15 protein-coding genes are annotated in these 15,191 nt (G+C 54.5%); 2 read left to right on the forward strand and 13 right to left on the reverse strand.

Annotated features, from left to right (window positions below; all coding sequences use genetic code 11):
- Positions 1–2: 2 nt before the first annotated feature.
- The 8 genes from pilV to E8K88_RS10665 form a co-directional block, all read right to left on the reverse strand.
- Positions 3–539, reverse strand: a complete 537-nt coding sequence (gene pilV / locus E8K88_RS10630) for a type IV pilus modification protein PilV (protein ID WP_136406638.1) — start codon at positions 537–539, stop codon at positions 3–5.
- Entirely contained in the window at positions 533–1,027 is a 495-nt protein-coding gene (locus tag E8K88_RS10635; protein ID WP_136406639.1) for a GspH/FimT family pseudopilin, read from the reverse strand. Before E8K88_RS10635 ends, pilV begins: the two co-directional genes overlap by 7 nt.
- 292 nt (positions 1,028–1,319) lie before the next feature.
- Positions 1,320–2,021 carry an ABC transporter ATP-binding protein gene (locus E8K88_RS10640; protein ID WP_136406664.1) on the reverse strand — a complete coding sequence of 234 codons (702 nt, stop codon included), beginning with the start codon at positions 2,019–2,021 and terminating at the stop codon, positions 1,320–1,322.
- Positions 2,022–2,068: 47 nt separating this feature from the next.
- Complete coding sequence (gene livG / locus E8K88_RS10645) at positions 2,069–2,863, reverse strand: high-affinity branched-chain amino acid ABC transporter ATP-binding protein LivG (RefSeq protein ID WP_136406640.1); 795 nt, start codon at positions 2,861–2,863, stop codon at positions 2,069–2,071.
- A complete protein-coding gene (locus E8K88_RS10650; protein WP_136406641.1) occupies positions 2,860–4,086 on the reverse strand; it encodes a high-affinity branched-chain amino acid ABC transporter permease LivM in 1,227 nt (408 codons plus the stop codon). The genes livG and E8K88_RS10650 overlap by 4 nt, the downstream gene beginning before the upstream one ends.
- The gene (gene livH, locus E8K88_RS10655) at positions 4,086–5,006 is read right to left on the reverse strand and encodes a high-affinity branched-chain amino acid ABC transporter permease LivH (protein ID WP_136406642.1); all 921 of its coding nucleotides are present in this window, start codon (positions 5,004–5,006) and stop codon (positions 4,086–4,088) included. The genes E8K88_RS10650 and livH overlap by 1 nt, the downstream gene beginning before the upstream one ends.
- Positions 5,007–5,153: 147 nt before the next feature.
- Positions 5,154–6,266: a high-affinity branched-chain amino acid ABC transporter substrate-binding protein gene (locus E8K88_RS10660; protein WP_136406643.1), complete on the reverse strand. Its 1,113-nt coding sequence runs from the start codon at positions 6,264–6,266 to the stop codon at positions 5,154–5,156.
- A gap of 384 nt (positions 6,267–6,650) precedes the next feature.
- Positions 6,651–7,772, reverse strand: coding sequence for a high-affinity branched-chain amino acid ABC transporter substrate-binding protein (locus E8K88_RS10665; RefSeq protein ID WP_136406644.1), 1,122 nt, complete (start codon positions 7,770–7,772; stop codon positions 6,651–6,653).
- Between the two features lie 410 nt (positions 7,773–8,182).
- Between E8K88_RS10665 and E8K88_RS10670 the strand changes: the two genes are divergently transcribed.
- Positions 8,183–8,650 (forward strand): low molecular weight protein-tyrosine-phosphatase, encoded by a 468-nt coding sequence (locus E8K88_RS10670; protein WP_136406665.1) that lies wholly within the window; start codon positions 8,183–8,185, stop codon positions 8,648–8,650.
- A gap of 183 nt (positions 8,651–8,833) precedes the next feature.
- On the opposite strand, the gene mutS is transcribed toward E8K88_RS10670, so the two are convergent.
- Entirely contained in the window at positions 8,834–11,524 is a 2,691-nt protein-coding gene (mutS, locus tag E8K88_RS10675) for a DNA mismatch repair protein MutS (protein WP_240754464.1), read from the reverse strand.
- A 147-nt stretch (positions 11,525–11,671) separates the two neighbouring features.
- Between mutS and E8K88_RS10680 the strand changes: the two genes are divergently transcribed.
- Positions 11,672–12,979 carry a tyrosine-type recombinase/integrase gene (locus E8K88_RS10680; protein WP_240754465.1) on the forward strand — a complete coding sequence of 436 codons (1,308 nt, stop codon included), beginning with the start codon at positions 11,672–11,674 and terminating at the stop codon, positions 12,977–12,979.
- Here E8K88_RS10680 and E8K88_RS10685 read toward each other — a convergent pair.
- From E8K88_RS10685 to E8K88_RS18600, 4 genes are all read right to left on the reverse strand, one after another.
- Positions 12,968–13,234, reverse strand: a complete 267-nt coding sequence (locus tag E8K88_RS10685; protein ID WP_136406645.1) for a helix-turn-helix transcriptional regulator — start codon at positions 13,232–13,234, stop codon at positions 12,968–12,970. The two genes, E8K88_RS10680 and E8K88_RS10685, sit on opposite strands and share 12 nt — an antisense overlap.
- 94 nt (positions 13,235–13,328) lie before the next feature.
- Positions 13,329–13,982, reverse strand: coding sequence for a hypothetical protein (locus E8K88_RS10690; protein WP_136406646.1), 654 nt, complete (start codon positions 13,980–13,982; stop codon positions 13,329–13,331).
- 123 nt (positions 13,983–14,105) lie between these two features.
- Positions 14,106–14,756 (reverse strand): KilA-N domain-containing protein, encoded by a 651-nt coding sequence (locus E8K88_RS10695; protein WP_136406647.1) that lies wholly within the window; start codon positions 14,754–14,756, stop codon positions 14,106–14,108.
- Between the two features lie 336 nt (positions 14,757–15,092).
- The coding region (locus tag E8K88_RS18600) for an IPTL-CTERM sorting domain-containing protein (protein ID WP_136406648.1) at positions 15,093–15,191 on the reverse strand (99 nt) is incomplete at its 5' end.

The raw sequence follows: 15,191 nt of genomic DNA on the forward strand, positions 1-15,191 counted from the left end.
GCTTACAACTTCGATTGGATGGTGTAGGTGCAGTAGTCTTTCTCATTTTCTTCCTTATCTGCAGCAAGACACTGCTCGCTTTTGGATGGCCAGGCCACTTGTATTGCCACAACGCCTGATTGCTCTGTCACCGAAAAATTGGCTGCAATGAATTCATCCGTCACATCTGGCATCAATTGCCGTGAGCGTGCAGCCCAGCAATTGAGTTGATTGCTTGGATCAACCGATTCGCTGTCGCAGCTTGTGCTGTCGAGTTCGGCGCCAATTGCTTTGGCATACCCACCCAAGTTGTCTTTGGGACTGCCTTTGGCATTCAAGATCGCTGAGGTGTTGCCTCGCAGGGTTTCCATCAGCTCATTGGCGAGCATCGACGCCATTTGCCTTCTTTCAGTGTCAATCGTGAAATCAATAGCGCGAGTAAACAAGCCGGCTGCGCCGAGCAATCCGATGCTCAAAATGAGAATCGACACCAGCACTTCGATGAGTGCGAAGCCCGCCTGACTGGAGCGTTTGTTAAGGGGCAGGGAAGTCTTTAGCATGTTTGGCCAGCCGGTTTGCGTTCAACTTGAACAAGGCCAGCGCGTGTGACGCGCACACACTCCAATCTGCTGGCGTTGGTCACGCTGACACTGACAGTAAAATTATTCGAAGCCGTGCCGCCATTGTCAAAACTCAGGGTTTGCGCAGGAGCTTTGGAAAGGGTGACAGTATTTGGAAACTCGAAGCTGCGCAGCACGTCGTTGTTTGCAGCTGTCACCTCCCAGGTGCTGCCATTCGATGTCACGCTTGTGGAGGAGCGGCGAAACACCGCCTCTGATCTTGCATACAGCAGCAAGCTCTGCAGCTCCGATGCGCTGGTCGTAACCCTTGTGTTGGTGATCATGGTCTGAAATGATGGCAGGGCAATAGCGGTCAAAATTCCAAGCAGTGCCACTACCAGCATGGCTTCAATCAACGTGAATCCGTTTGCGCGGCAATGGTGGCGTGCCACCTTGCCGGAGGCTTGGAGTGCGAAAGATGGGGGCATGGCCAGGTTGCTGTTCAAAGAGGTAATTGTCAAATATTTACAAAATATTATAAATTTGATCGATCCTCGCTAAACGGTCACTGAGCCAGCTGGTGATGAACGGTTTGAATCCCCGGACCATTGGCGACAATTTTCAAAATGTGTTTGTCATCAATCACACAGCAGGCGCATGGCGTGGTTTGCTGACCCCAGTTCTTGTGGGGGTGCAGCCGCACCTGCGGGCATAAAAAAACCTTGGCAAAAGCCAAGGTTGGTGTGCATGTGACAATGCCAATCGGCAGTGCTGGAATGCTTATGCTCCCAAATACGCCTTACGAATCTCGGGATTGCCAAGCAGATTCGCACCAGTGTCTTCCAGCACCACTTTGCCAGTCTCCAGCACGTAGCCACGGTCGGCAATCTTCAGCGCTTTATTGGCATTTTGCTCGACCAAGAAGACTGTTACGCCTTCAGCGCGAATCGTTTGGATGATCTCAAAAATCTGCGCAATGATCAGTGGAGCCAAGCCCAGTGTCGGCTCATCGAGCAGCAGCAGGCGTGGCTTGCTCATCAGTGCGCGGCCAATCGCCAGCATTTGCTGCTCACCGCCAGACATCGTGCCCGAGCGCTGGTATGCGCGTTCTTTCAAGCGTGGAAAGAGGCTAAAAACGTGCTCGATGCCTTCTGCAATCTGGTGGGAATTGAGGAAGAAGCCGCCCATTTTCAGGTTTTCTTCCACCGTCAGATCAGAGAACACGCGCCGCCCCTCGGGGGAGATGGCTATGCCGTTTTGCATGATCTTGTGGGTTTGCATCTGCGTGATGTCTTGTCCCTCAAACAGGACACGGCCACTGCGTGCACGTGGATTGCCACAAATGGTCATCAGCATCGTGGTCTTGCCCGCCCCATTGCTGCCGATTAAGGTCACGATTTCGCCTTGGTTGACCTGAATCGAGACGCTGTTGAGCGCTTGGATCGCGCCGTAGTAGGTGTCGATGTTTTCGAGTTGCAGCATGGGCTGACCAACAGCCCCCGAAGTGTTGGCAGAGTTTGGCATAGTCATCATTCTTCTCCCAGGTACGCTTTGATCACACGCGGGTCGTTGCGCACCATCTCAGGCGTGCCGGTCATGATCGGTTTGCCGTGTTCCATGACCAGAATGCGCTCGGAGACATTCATCACCAGGCTCATATCGTGCTCGATCAGCAACACGGCCACGCTGAAGTCATTGCGCAGCTTTTGTATCAAATGCTGCAGCTCGACTTTTTCCTGCGGGTTCAAACCCGCCGCTGGCTCATCGAGCATCAGCAGCTTGGGCTGGGTGATCATGCAACGGGCGATTTCCAGGCGGCGCTGGTGGCCGTATGCCAGGTTGCCGGCTTCACGGTTGGCGTATTGGCGAATGCCCATGAAGTCCAGCCACCAGACGGCGCGCTCAAGCGCTTCTTTTTCAGCGCGGCGGTAGGAGGGCAGCTTCAGCAGGCCTTTGAGCATATTGCTCTCGACTTGCGTGTGCTGGGCCACCAGCAGGTTTTCCAGCACCGTCAGCTCTTTGAACAGGCGCACGTTCTGGAACGTGCGCACCAAACCGTGGCGCGCCACTTTATGGCTTGGCTGACCGGCAATATTGCGGCCTTGCATATTCACCTGGCCTGAGCTGGGTTTGTAGAAACCACCAATGCAGTTAAACACCGTGGTTTTACCAGCGCCGTTAGGGCCAATGATGGCGAAGATCTCGGTCGTGCCGACTTGGAAGGCGACATTGTCGACGGCCAGCAAGCCGCCAAAGCGCATCGTCAAATTGCTGATTTCCAGCAGTGGGGCTGCGCCTGCTGTGTTCTGTGTTTGTGTGGTCATTGCGGAATCTCCACCTGAGGGCGTTGTGTGGGCAGCAGGCCTTGCGGACGCCACATCATCATCAACACCATGACCAATCCGAACAACAGCATCCGGTATTCGGCAAACTCACGGGCAATCTCTGGCAGCACCGTCAGCACGATAGCGGCCAAAATCACACCAATTTGCGAGCCCATGCCGCCCAGCACCACGACAGCCAAAATCAGCGCCGATTCAATGAAGGTGAAGGATTCCGGGTTGACCAGACCTTGGCGCGCAGCAAAGAAGGCACCGCCAAAACCGGCAAACATCGCGCCCAGTGTGAAGGCCGAGAGCTTGATGTTGGTGGGGTTCAGACCCAATGAGCGGCAGGCAATCTCGTCTTCACGCAACGCTTCCCAGGCACGGCCAATCGGCATGCGGATCAGGCGGTTGGAGACGTACAAGGTCACCAGTGCAAAAACCAATGCCAGCAGGTACAAGTAAATCACCATGTGCTGGTTGTTAAAGGTCCAACCCATCATTTGATGCAAGGTTTGGGCGCCTTCTTCACTGGCACGGCGGGTCAATTCGTAGCCAAACAGGGTTGGCTTAGGAACGCCAGAAATCCCATCTGGGCCACCAGTCCATTGGGTCAGGTTGATCAGCAACAAACGGATGATCTCGCCAAAGCCCAGCGTCACAATGGCCAGGTAGTCACCACGCAGTCGCAGCACAGGGAAGCCCAGCAAATAACCAAACAGTGCAGCGGCCAGGCCCGAGAACGGCAGCGCCTCCCAGAACGACCAACCAGCCCAGTGGTAGAGCAGGGCGTAGGTGTAGGCACCCACCGCATAAAAGCCAACAAAGCCGAGGTCAAGCAAGCCGGCAAAACCGACCACAATGTTCAGGCCCAGCCCCAGCATGACATAAATCAGCACCAGGGTGGCAATATCAACCTGGCTGCGCGAGCCAAAGAATGGCCAGGCCAGCGCAATCAGGATCAGCAATAAGCCAAGGATTTTTTGTCCCTTGGGCGCCAGGGTTGGGGCTTTGGGCAGATTGACCTGGCCAAACAGTTTGCCCAACGCAGGTTTGAGCAGCTGCAACACAAACACGATGGCGCAACCCAGGGCTACCATGCCCCAGTGTGATTCGAGTTGGGTTTGTGAGCCTTGTCTAAACAGCTGCAAACCAAACACGGGCGTGATGATGATCGCGGTCATCCCCGCGGCAATGAATGCGTTATTGATGGTTGCGCGCATCAGACCTTCTCCACTTCAGGTTTGCCCAGCAAGCCGGTCGGACGGAACAGCAAAATCAACACCAGCAAGCTAAACGCCACGATGTCTTTGTATTGCGACGAGATGTAAGCGGCCGCAAAAGTCTCGGCCAGGCCCAGCAACACACCGCCCAGCATCGCGCCTGGAATACTGCCAATACCGCCCAGCACTGCAGCCGTGAAGGCTTTGATACCTGCAATAAAGCCGATGTAAGGGTTGAGTTTGCCAATCGTGATGGCAATCAGCACGCCACCCACAGCAGCCAGCATCGCGCCCAAAATAAAGGTGAAGGAAATGACACGGTTGGCGTCGATGCCCAGCAGGCCAGCCATTTTCATGTCTTGTGAGCAAGCGCGTGAAGCACGGCCCATGCGGGAGTTTTTGATGTACAGCGTCAGAGCAATCATCAGCACGACAGTGACTGCGATGATCAAAATCCGCGAATAAGGCAGTGTGATATCAAAATCGCTGATATGTACAGTGAATGCGCCTGGGATCAACGAAGGCACCGCCTGGTCGCGCGCGCCCTGGCCCAAAGCGACCCAGTTCTGCAAAAAGATCGACATACCGATCGCCGAAATCAAGGCCACCAAGCGGGGGCCACCGCGCACCGGCCGGTATGCGACGCGCTCAACGGCGTACCCGTATACACCGGTGACCGCCATCGCGATGACCAGCATCGCAGCGATGACCAGCGGTATGGGCAGGCCGCTTTGGGTGCCAATCGCCGTTAAGGTGACCAGGCCCACATACGCGCCGATCATATAGATCTCGCCGTGCGCAAAGTTGATCATGCCAATGATCCCATAAACCATCGTATAACCGATGGCGATCAAGGCATAAATGGCACCCAAGGACAGACCATTGAAGATCTGCTGGATGATTTGAGGAAGTTCAGACATAAATGGGAGGCTCCTTACGAAAATCGGCAGCGATGTTCGATCACTGCCGGTTTCGGTTGCAGGCAGCACCACTGTGAGGCACTGCCGAAGCGATGGGGTAGTAATGTAGTGCAGCCTGGTGGGCTGCCATCACGATCAAAGCATTTTTTACAATTGCTTTTTGCCGCCAGCCTTATCCCACTCGTAGACCGCAAACTCGAAATCTTTCAAGTCTCCTTTGGCGTCGAATTCTACTTTGCCAATGGCCGTGTCAAAAGTAGTTGCGTGCAGGTGGTCGGCAACTTTGACTGGATCATCACCTACCGCCTTGATGGCAGCAGCAATCAATTCCACTGCGGTGTATGCGGGCATTTGGAACGCACCATCCGGATCGCGCTTGGCATCTTGGAAAGCTTTGACGATGTTTGCATTCTCAGGACGTTTGGTGAAGTCGGCTGGCAAGGTCACAAGCAGACCTTCAATGGCAGGGCCGGCAATGGCAACCAAATCCTGGTTGGCTGTGCCTTCAGGTGCCATGAACTGCACTTTCAGGCCTTGCTCGCGCGCTTGGCGCAGCAGCAAGCCCAACTCAGGATGGTAGCCTCCAAAGTAGATCAGGTCAGGCGCTTGTGATTTCAGCTTGGTGATGATGGCCGAGTAATCGCTGTCACCAACGTTGATACTCTCAAACAAAGAAACATTCACACCTTCTTTGAGCAGCGAGTCACGCACTTGGGTGGCGACACCTGCGCCGTAGGTTTGCTTGTCATGCAAAACGGCCACGCTTTTTGGCTTGATCGTGTTGGCAATGTATTTGGCAGCGAATGGGCCTTGCTGGTCATCACGGCCAATTGTGCGGAAGAAGAAATGCGGCTTGATTGTGTCGGTCACCGCAGGGTTGGTAGCGCCTGGTGTGATCGCTACGATTTGTTCATCTTCATAAATCGGTACGGCTGGAATCGTGGTGCCCGAGCAGGCATGGGCAACAGCGAACTTGGCACCTGAGCGCACCACCTGGTTGGCCGCTGGCACGGACTGTTTGGGCTCGCAGCCATCATCGATCAGCACGGCTTCGAGCATACGGCCATTGACACCGCCAGCGGCATTGATGGTGTCGATAGCGGTCAGGGCACCCGCTTGGATTTGATCGCCATACTGCTTATTGGGTCCGGTCATAGGCTGGGGAATACCAATTTTGATGGCGTCCGCTGCAAATGCACCACCAGCCAGGCTCAGGGCCGCAACAGTAAACAGTGTCGGTACAAAACGGGTTAACTTCATAGGTGAAGGCTCCAAATAAACAAAAAAATGTGCTTCAGTGCGATGTTCATTAATTGTCAAAACACTGAAATGCACATGGCGTGGGCTTATTGTGCGAGTTCGATGAAGCGGTGTCATCGGGTGGATTCCCCTATGAAAACCGCGCCAATCCTGCATTTCAGACGCAATAACAACATTTGATTTAATGCCCTGTTAAGCGCCATTTAACTCAAAGCAATAATCATGCCAATAGATTATTGAAGGACTCACAGCATAAAAAAAGCAGAGCTTAGGGCTCTGCTTGGGGGCTCAATGCTTGTATGCACCAACCTGGTTCATGGATACAGGCGCAATGAACTAGGCTGGGGCTGCTATTGAGTGGCCGCGATTGGGCCACTGTGCCACTTATTTGTTGACTGTTCGGCTGCCGTCTTTGTGCCAGGTGAACACATCGAATTCAAACGTGTTCAAGTCACCGCCCTTGTTCCAAGACAATTCGCCAATCGGGCTGGCAATCTTGGCGGTGTGCAGGTAATCAGCGACTTTGCTTGGATCGGCCGCGCCAACTGCCTTGATGCCTTCTGCAATGGCCAAGGTGGCCGCGTAAGCTGGCAGCTGGAATGCGCCGCTGGCATTGCGGTTTTTGTCTTTGAATGCCTTGACGATGGCTTCGTTGGCTGGGTTTTGCGTGAAGTCAGCTGGCAGTGTCAGCAGCATGCCTTCCACAGCATCGCCGGCGATGGCGTTGATGTCCGGGTTGCCAGCACCCTCTGGGCCCATGAAGGTCGCTGTGACGCCTTGCTCTTTGGCCTGGCGCATCAGCAAACCCATTTCTGGGTGGTAGCCACCAAAATACACAAAATCGATGCCGTTGGATTTGAGCTTGGTAATCACCGCAGAGTAGTCGGTGTCGCCTGCGTTGATGCCTTCAAAAATCGCCACGGGGATATTGGCTTTTTGCAACTCGTCACGTACGGAAGAGGCAATGCCTTGGCCGTAAGAGGCTTTGTCATGCAGGACCGCGACTTTGCTAGGCTTGACTTTGTCAATGATGTATTTGGCAGCCGCAGGGCCTTGCTGGTCGTCACGGCCAATCGTGCGGAAGATGAAGTGGTAGTCTTTGCCGTCGGTCAGCGCAGGGGCTGTGGCCGAGGGAGTGACCATCACGACGCCTTCTTCGTCATAAATGGGAGCGGCTGCAATCGTTGCGCCAGAGCATACGCCGCCAACGACAAAGCCGATCTTGTCGTTGACCACGCGGTTGGCTGCGACTGGGCCTTGCTTGGGCTCGCATGCATCGTCAATGATGACCAGTTCCAGTTGCTGTCCCAGCACGCCGCCGCTGGCATTGATTTGCTCAACCGCAGTGTTCACACCTTCTTTGACCATGTCACCGTATTGGGTCACTGAGCCAGTTGTAGGGCCGACGACGGCGATTTTGATTTGTGCAACAGCACTGGCAGACACGGCCAAAGCGCCGGTTGCCACCAAAGCAGCGGCAATGTGTTTCAAACGAAAAGTTGTCATCTCATGACCTCCTTGAATCATTCATTAATATGCGAGAACGCTGGGTATGATTTTGCACCATTTGCTAACAAGCGATGGACATATGCAAGCAATGCATGCGGATTAAGTGGCCACGCAAGGGTAAATCCCTGCAAACAGACTCCAAGGGCTTGGCCGGTTACGATCTACCTGCGCAATCAGGCATAGCAGGGGCTGCGTTCAAGTCCGCCAGTCGACCATAGTGCGCAGGAGGACTCCAGCTGGTGACCGCGCTATATTCACGAGGCTGGACGACGCAACCCGCAGGCCCTATTTATCCATGCACTTTGGGATTACACACCTTTATGTCATACGCTACTGGCAACGCAGCCACCGTCCCCGATCTGCATTACTTGCAAACCCGCAATCGCACGGCCCCCATACGGGTTTTGATGGTTTGCATGGGCAATATTTGCCGCAGCCCCACCGCCCACGGTGTGCTCGAGCGCTATATTGCACAAGCCGGTTTGCAACAGCTGATTGAAGTCGACTCGGCTGGCACGCATGCCTACCATGTGGGCGAGCCACCCGATAAGCGCTCCCAAAGCCACGCGCTGCTGCGCGGCTTTGATTTGCAGCACCAGCGTGCCAGGCAGGTCAAGGCCGTTGATTTGATGGAGAGTGATGTCGTGCTGGTGATGGACCAGCCCAATGAAACGGCTGTGCGTGCGCTCGCCCAGACGGTAAGTGGGCCAGACGTGCAGCACAAAATCATGCGCTTGGCGGCTTTTGCGACGCGCCATCAAGCACACGAAGTCCCTGATCCGTACTACGGTGGGGACAAGGGTTTCGATTACGTATTGGATTTGGTGGAGGATGCCTGCCAAAACTTGCTGGATCAACTCAAGGCCTACGCGTGAGGGCTAGCGCTAAGAGCCTGTTGAGGATCCTATTTACAGCGACGCAAGGCATAAAAATGATCTAGTGCAAGGTGCCCATGTTGCGCATGCATCGGCATGCGCAACATGGGCAACGCCGCAATACGTTTTTTTGTACCTTGCAGCTCCTTGTGGGGTTGGCGGGCCAAAAAGCACGCTGTTTTGTTAAAAATCCTCGTTGCGCGTGTGTGCCAGTGCCTCCTTGAGTTGGTAGAGCTGCTGCAAGGCTTCTCGCGGACTCAAGGCATCGACATCCAAGGCCGCTAACTGCTGCTCGACCACACTGGTTTGCGGCGGTGCTGCTTCTGGCTCGGGCGCCAAGGGTGTTAGCGGCGCACTGAACAAATCACTTTGCAAATCGGCCTGGCCTTGGCTTTGCAAACGCTCCAAAGTCGCTCTGGCTTGGTGCAGCAATGCAGCGGGCATGCCTGCCAGCTTGGCCACATGGATGCCGTAGCTGCGGCTGGCTGGGCCTGCTTGCAGCTCATGCAAAAATACAATCCGGTTGCCGGTCTCAGCCGCGGCTACATGCATATTGACCGCATGTGGGTGTTTGGCCGGCAATTCAGTCAACTCAAAATAATGCGTGGCGAACAAGGTAAAGGCCTGGGTCTTGTCGTGCAGGTAGCTGGCGATACTGCCCGCCAGAGACAAGCCATCGTAGGTCGAAGTGCCTCGGCCAATTTCATCCATCAACACCAGCGAATGCGGGCTGGCACTGTTGAGAATTTGCGCCGCCTCGGTCATCTCCAGCATGAACGTTGACTGCGCATTGGCCAGGTCATCGGCTGCGCCAATGCGGGTGTGGATGCCATCAATCGGGCCCAACCGGCACGCGGTGGCCGGCACATAGCTGCCCATGCTGGCCAGCAGGGTGATCAAGGCCACCTGGCGCATATACGTTGATTTACCGCCCATGTTCGGGCCGGTAATGATTTGCATGCGGGTGCGCCCGCCCATGCGGGTGTCGTTGGCAATAAAAGGCGTTTGCGTGGTCTGGGCCAAACGCTGTTCAACCACCGGGTGGCGGCCTTGCTCAATGTCAATACAAGGCTCGATGGTGAACTGTGGTGCGCACCAATTCAGGCTCAGCGAACGCTCGGCCAGGGCGCACAAGGCATCGAGTTCTGCAAGCGATGCGGCCAGCTGCATCAGCGGATGCACGTGGGCCTGCAACTGCGCAAGCAGCGCTTCATACAAATGCTTCTCACGTGCCAATGCACGCTCTTGCGCCGACAAGGCCTTGTCTTCAAAAGCCTTGAGCTCCGGTGTGATGAAGCGTTCGGCGTTTTTCAGGGTCTGGCGGCGGCGGTAGTCCTCAGGCACCTTGCTGGCCTGGCCTTGTGAGACTTCAATGTAGAAACCGTGCACCTTGTTGTACTGCACGCGTAAATTGGCAATACCGGAGCGTGCGCGCTCTCGGCCTTCCAAATCCAGCAAAAAGTCATCGCAGTTGTCGCGGATGCCGCGCAACTCGTCCAGCTCAGCATCAAAACCGGCGGCAAATACCCCGCCATCGCGCACCAGTACCGATGGTTCTTCTAGCAAGGCCTTGGCCAGCAATTCGGCCACGCCCTCAGGGGGCTGCAAGCCTGCGAGCAAAGGTTGCAGCGGCGATGCCTCAGGCACGGCGGTTGCAGCCAATTGCGCAGCCTGGCGCAAAGTGTTTTTCAGGGCGACCAGCTCTCGCGGGCGTACTTGCTCCAAAGAAATACGGGCACTGATGCGCTCGACATCGGCTACTTGCTGTAATGCTTCCTGCAGGGTTTGCCAGAGCGGAAATGTCGGCGCAGCCTGGCGCAGCTGCGCAATGCTGGCCAAGCGCAAACGCGCATGCTCGCGGTCACGCCGCGGCATCAGCAGCCAGTTTTTCAGCTTGCGGCTGCCCATGCTGGTGGCGCAAGTATCGAGCAGCGAGAACACCGTAGGGCTGCTCTCACCACGCAAGGTTTGCACCAATTCCAGGTTGCGCTGGGTGCTGGCAGGCAAATACAGCAAATCGCCATCGCGCTCAACGGCAATGCTTTGGATATGCTGCAGCTTGCGGCCCTGGGTGTGTTCGGCAAAATACAGCAGCGCTGCACTGGCGGCGTGGGCTGCAGTCAGGCCATCGGCCGACCAGGCTTGCAAACTGGCCGCTTGCAAATGGCTTTTCAGTGCGGTTTCCCCCAACTCGGCATCAAAGTGCCAAGCGGGCAGGGTAGGCAATGCTGCTTGGCTAATGCCTTGGCTTTTACGCTGCTCCAGCAATTGCTCCAAGGCCTCTGAGGCGCCTGCGCTGTAGACAATTTCACTGGGGTTGATGCGGTCGAGCCAATGCACAAGCCCGGTTTTATCGCATTGCGCCAGTGAAATATGGCTTTGCGTGACGCTCATCCAGGCCAGGCCAAAACAGGCTTGTTTGCCCTTGCCCCATTCGCTGATGGACAGCAGTACCGCTTCGTTTTTGTCAGATAGCAGGGCGCTGTCGGTCAAGGTGCCAGGCGTGATGACACGCACGACTTTGCGCTCCACCGGCCCTTTGCTGGTGGCAGGATCGCCAATTTGCTCGCAAATCGCCACCGACTCGCCGAGTTTGATCAGACGCGCCAGGTAGGTTTCAGCCGAATGAAACGGAATGCCGGCCATTGGAATCGGCTGACCCGCCGATTGACCGCGCGCAGTCAAAGTGATGTTCAACAGGCGTGCAGCCTTTTGGGCATCTTCATAAAACATCTCGTAAAAGTCTCCCATCCTGTAGAACAAGAGGATGTTGGGATAGTCTTTTTTAAGATGGAGATACTGCAGCATCATCGGGGTGTGGCCCGATTGTTTGGCTTCTTTAAGTGGTTGATCTGTATTTGATTTTCTTGACATCTCTATTTTAATCAAAGACTTATGTTCATTATGCGTCTTGCACTTGCCCTTCTCTATCCTTAGGCACCCTTTGCTATACTTCGTTAATTGGCGTAGTATTTTTGAAATTTTTGATGCAGTGCTACGCCGTTTGACAACATACCGGAAATGTTACGCCGCACTGAAGGGTTTGGAATGAGCTTTGATGCAAGACAAGCAAAACTATTGGTTCCGGGGGCGCATATTATTGTCGATGATGCGCCAGGCCTTCGGCTTGTTGCTCGTGCCAGTCGTAAAAGCTGGGTCTATCGGTACAAGCATAGCGATGGACGAATGAAGCAGCAGGTTATTGGGCAATGGCCCGCAATCAGTTATGCGGCTGCCTTGGGTATTTGGGAGTCCATGAGGGTGGCGCGAGAGTCAGGGAGGGATGTTGCGACTGCTTTGCCCCAAAAGAGTCTCCTTGCTCTTGCCAAGAAGGCTAAAGCGGATGATTTCTATTCGGTGCGAAATTTGATAGATGATTATTTGCGCGGCCATATCAACATCAACCGTAAGCCGAAAGGCGTAGCAGAGGTCACGCGACTATTGACGGGCTACACAAATTCAATCAGCGATAAGCCTGCGGCGAGTATTCGTAGATCAGATGCTTTCGATTTGATCGAGCATTTAGCGACCCGTGCGCCAGTTCTTGCCATGCAACTTCGGAACGAACTAGGTGCCGCATGGGATTACGCGCTCGATGCTGGCCGCATCCCAGATGAAACCCCTAATTGGTGGAGGCTTGTTCTTAGAGGGAAGATTAGGTCTCGCGGACAGATTATTGCAGGCAAGCATGCTGGCGTGCGAAAGCGCGTGTTGTCTGATGCCGAAATGACAGTTTTGCTCAGATGGCTGCCGAACTTCACTGCACTAATTGAAGACATTCTGACGATGTATATTTTCACCTGTACACGCGGAGCCGAAATTGTTGCAATTGAGGGGCGCGAAGTCTGTCAAGAGGCAGATGGTTGGTGGTGGACTATACCTAAAGAAAAAACTAAGGGCGCGCGGCATGCCGGCGCTACTGATCACCGCGTTCCACTAGTTGGCCGCGCTCTTGATTCGGTACTGAGACGTAAGGAAGCTTTTGGGGATGGCTACTTGTTTCCGCCAATGAGGGATGCGCAAACTCCACATACCCAACAAAAGGCAGTAGGCGTTGCACTCTGGATTGTCCGGCCTACGACAGTTACGGATCGACTCCCAAGGGCGCGGGCCGCAATTTTGCCAATTGAGCGATTTGCACCGCATGATTTGCGTCGCACCGCACGAACAAAGCTTGCAGCTCTTGGATGCCCAGAGGCAGTCGCTGAAGCCATTCTAGGGCACTTGCCGCCCGGCATAGTTGGCGTTTACAACCGGCATGCATATGATCGTGAGCGAAGGGCTTGGCTTGAAATCCTCGCCGCGCATTGGGAGAGCTTATTGAGTTGAATGCTCGAGCTGCATGCGCGGCTTCTTTGCGCCAGTATTGGCCGGAGGCAGCATTTCTGATGACGGGCGACTTAAAAGCCACGCATCCAGCTCAACACGCAGCCATCCCACGCGCTTGCTGCTTAGCTGCCTGGCTTGAGGGATGGTTTTTTCTCGCACTCCTTTTTCAAATGTGCTTAAGCTAAGGCCGCAGTAAGCTGCCGCGTTTTCTCTTTCGAATGCGGCAGGAGCAAATTGCATGATGACAACAGTCATAGGTTCCCCAAAGAAAAAGCCCGCGACAAGGCGGGCAGGGTGTTTGGACAAAAGAAAAGCCGCTCGAAAGCGGCTGTGTGTGGGGTGGTGTGGCTTACTGCTTGCGTTTGCGATTCATCGCAACACCAGCAGCGCCGATTGCACCGGCTAGGCCCATGAGGCCGAATGCGCCGAGGGTTGGGACTGGGGTGGCAGTAGTTGGTTGCGGCGGCGCGATTAAGCTGTAATTGATGCGGCCTACAAAGGCTCGAGCACGATGTAAACCGCCGAGAAATTCAGAGCCGAGCCCAGTTCCAACAAGAATGCTGAGGTTAGCGTCGCTAACTACATCAGTTGCTGCGGGGGGTGAATTTAGATACCCCAAACGCTTGCCAGTTGATTGATAGATGTAAAACGCCTGGGTGCTTCCAGCTGGCAATGCAATATTGAGTTGAACGGGGATATTGACCACAGAACGCAATTGCCCAGATATGTTGGCCGTGCCTGCAAGTGTCCAAGCAGAGCTGTCATGTTCGACGCTTGCATGCGTTCCTGTCCGGGTGTAAATATAAACAGGATCATTTGAAAATGTATCCCAAAGTGCTATGTCAAAGCCAGTGATGGTGACTGCGTTTGTGGCATCCACATCGAACATGACGCCAAAGTTGCTGTTATCTGCTGGCCCCGGAGAGTCGAGTGTTAGCGCTTGTCCAGCGGCTATGCTGCCGTATAACAGAATCGCAAATGCGGTGATGATTGAGCGTAACATTTTTGACCTCCTGAATAGTAAAACAGCGACTTATAACGCTTATTTACATTCTTTCATATCCCTGATTTCAGGTATTTTGAGGCGATCGACATAAGAAAAGCGCCTCGTGGACGCTTGGGGTTGTTATCTGATAGTTACTGCGCTATCTGGCTTCTTGCTGTAAGCGGCCATGTGTTCAAGCCTATCGGTGCAGGCCTTGCTGATTTTTGACAGTACGGCAGGGTCTGGCCGCATTGCATTGTTGATTCCTTCATTGAAGCGCGAGAGGGGGAGAACATAGGAGCCGTTTTCTACCTTCTTGCACTTGGGCACCGATTTGCCTTCTTCAAAGTCAAACGACAATATCCAGCGCTCGAATGTCCATTGGTCGTTTTCTAGTAGTTGCTCGAATACTCGCTTCTGAACTTGGGCTGCGATCAGGTTGGCCGCTTCCATCGCTTGGGCAACGTCCATGCCTTTTTGCTGGGGAGCCGTACCCAAGAACACCCGAATCACCTTCAGGTGAAAAGCTGCACTAATCCAAGCTGCGTAGGCGATTACCAGTTCACGGCAGGCGTAGGTTCCGCCGTTGCCGCCGCGCACTGCGCAGAGCGCACTCTGTGAATTTACAGACTGAATTTCTTCAATCAGCGCCTTAGTTTGATCATTCCGCAAAAAGAATGCGGGGCGGTGCTTATCTTCGCCGCCAGCGGCGCGGTGCAGGTCGTTGAGCGAGAACAGCCCATCAAATTGGCGGATGCTGTCGAGTTGCAGGTAAGAAATGGATTGGGACATGAGAACGCTCCTAGTCGAGACTTTGAAATCTCGTGGATAGCGTTCTTACGCGCCGTCCACGAGGTGGCCGGGAGGTTAAGAACCTAGGACTAGCTAGGCGGACTTCTTTCCCTTTCGGGTGTTGTATCCGTCGCCCTCCCGGCCTTAATCATCAAATGTGCAGATTTGCACATTTAGAAAAACCGGGTCGTTAAAAAGCCGCTTGCTGTCGGGTGCGGCTTTCCGCTAGTCTCTGGAGTTCTTACGCTCCACCTCTTTCGAGGCAGCGCCAGTATACCCAAAAGAGCGGCAAAAGAAAACCGCCCCTATGGGCGGCTGTGAGTGAGTTGGTTTGGCTTACTGCTTGCGTCTGCGATTCATCGCAACACCTGCAGCGCCAATTGCACCGGCTAGGCCCATGAGGCCGAATATGCCGAGGGTGGGAACTGGGGGGGG

The organism is Lampropedia aestuarii (assembly GCF_004803635.1).
Classification (GTDB): domain Bacteria; phylum Pseudomonadota; class Gammaproteobacteria; order Burkholderiales; family Burkholderiaceae_C; genus Lampropedia; species Lampropedia aestuarii.

What these genes read in the sequence shown, in the direction of transcription:
- pilV (WP_136406638.1), bottom strand. Translation starts at nt 539, where the DNA reads ATGCTAAAGACTTCCCTGCCCCTTAACAAACGCTCCAGTCAGGCGGGC.
- E8K88_RS10635 (WP_136406639.1), bottom strand. Translation starts at nt 1,027, where the DNA reads ATGCCCCCATCTTTCGCACTCCAAGCCTCCGGCAAGGTGGCACGCCAC.
- E8K88_RS10640 (WP_136406664.1), bottom strand. Translation starts at nt 2,021, where the DNA reads ATGCTGCAACTCGAAAACATCGACACCTACTACGGCGCGATCCAAGCG.
- livG (WP_136406640.1), bottom strand. Translation starts at nt 2,863, where the DNA reads ATGACCACACAAACACAGAACACAGCAGGCGCAGCCCCACTGCTGGAA.
- E8K88_RS10650 (WP_136406641.1), bottom strand. Translation starts at nt 4,086, where the DNA reads ATGCGCGCAACCATCAATAACGCATTCATTGCCGCGGGGATGACCGCG.
- livH (WP_136406642.1), bottom strand. Translation starts at nt 5,006, where the DNA reads ATGTCTGAACTTCCTCAAATCATCCAGCAGATCTTCAATGGTCTGTCC.
- E8K88_RS10660 (WP_136406643.1), bottom strand. Translation starts at nt 6,266, where the DNA reads ATGAAGTTAACCCGTTTTGTACCGACACTGTTTACTGTTGCGGCCCTG.
- E8K88_RS10665 (WP_136406644.1), bottom strand. Translation starts at nt 7,772, where the DNA reads ATGACAACTTTTCGTTTGAAACACATTGCCGCTGCTTTGGTGGCAACC.
- E8K88_RS10670 (WP_136406665.1), top strand. Translation starts at nt 8,183, where the DNA reads ATGGTTTGCATGGGCAATATTTGCCGCAGCCCCACCGCCCACGGTGTG.
- mutS (WP_240754464.1), bottom strand. Translation starts at nt 11,524, where the DNA reads ATGTCAAGAAAATCAAATACAGATCAACCACTTAAAGAAGCCAAACAA.
- E8K88_RS10680 (WP_240754465.1), top strand. Translation starts at nt 11,672, where the DNA reads ATGTTACGCCGCACTGAAGGGTTTGGAATGAGCTTTGATGCAAGACAA.
- E8K88_RS10685 (WP_136406645.1), bottom strand. Translation starts at nt 13,234, where the DNA reads ATGACTGTTGTCATCATGCAATTTGCTCCTGCCGCATTCGAAAGAGAA.
- E8K88_RS10690 (WP_136406646.1), bottom strand. Translation starts at nt 13,982, where the DNA reads ATGTTACGCTCAATCATCACCGCATTTGCGATTCTGTTATACGGCAGC.
- E8K88_RS10695 (WP_136406647.1), bottom strand. Translation starts at nt 14,756, where the DNA reads ATGTCCCAATCCATTTCTTACCTGCAACTCGACAGCATCCGCCAATTT.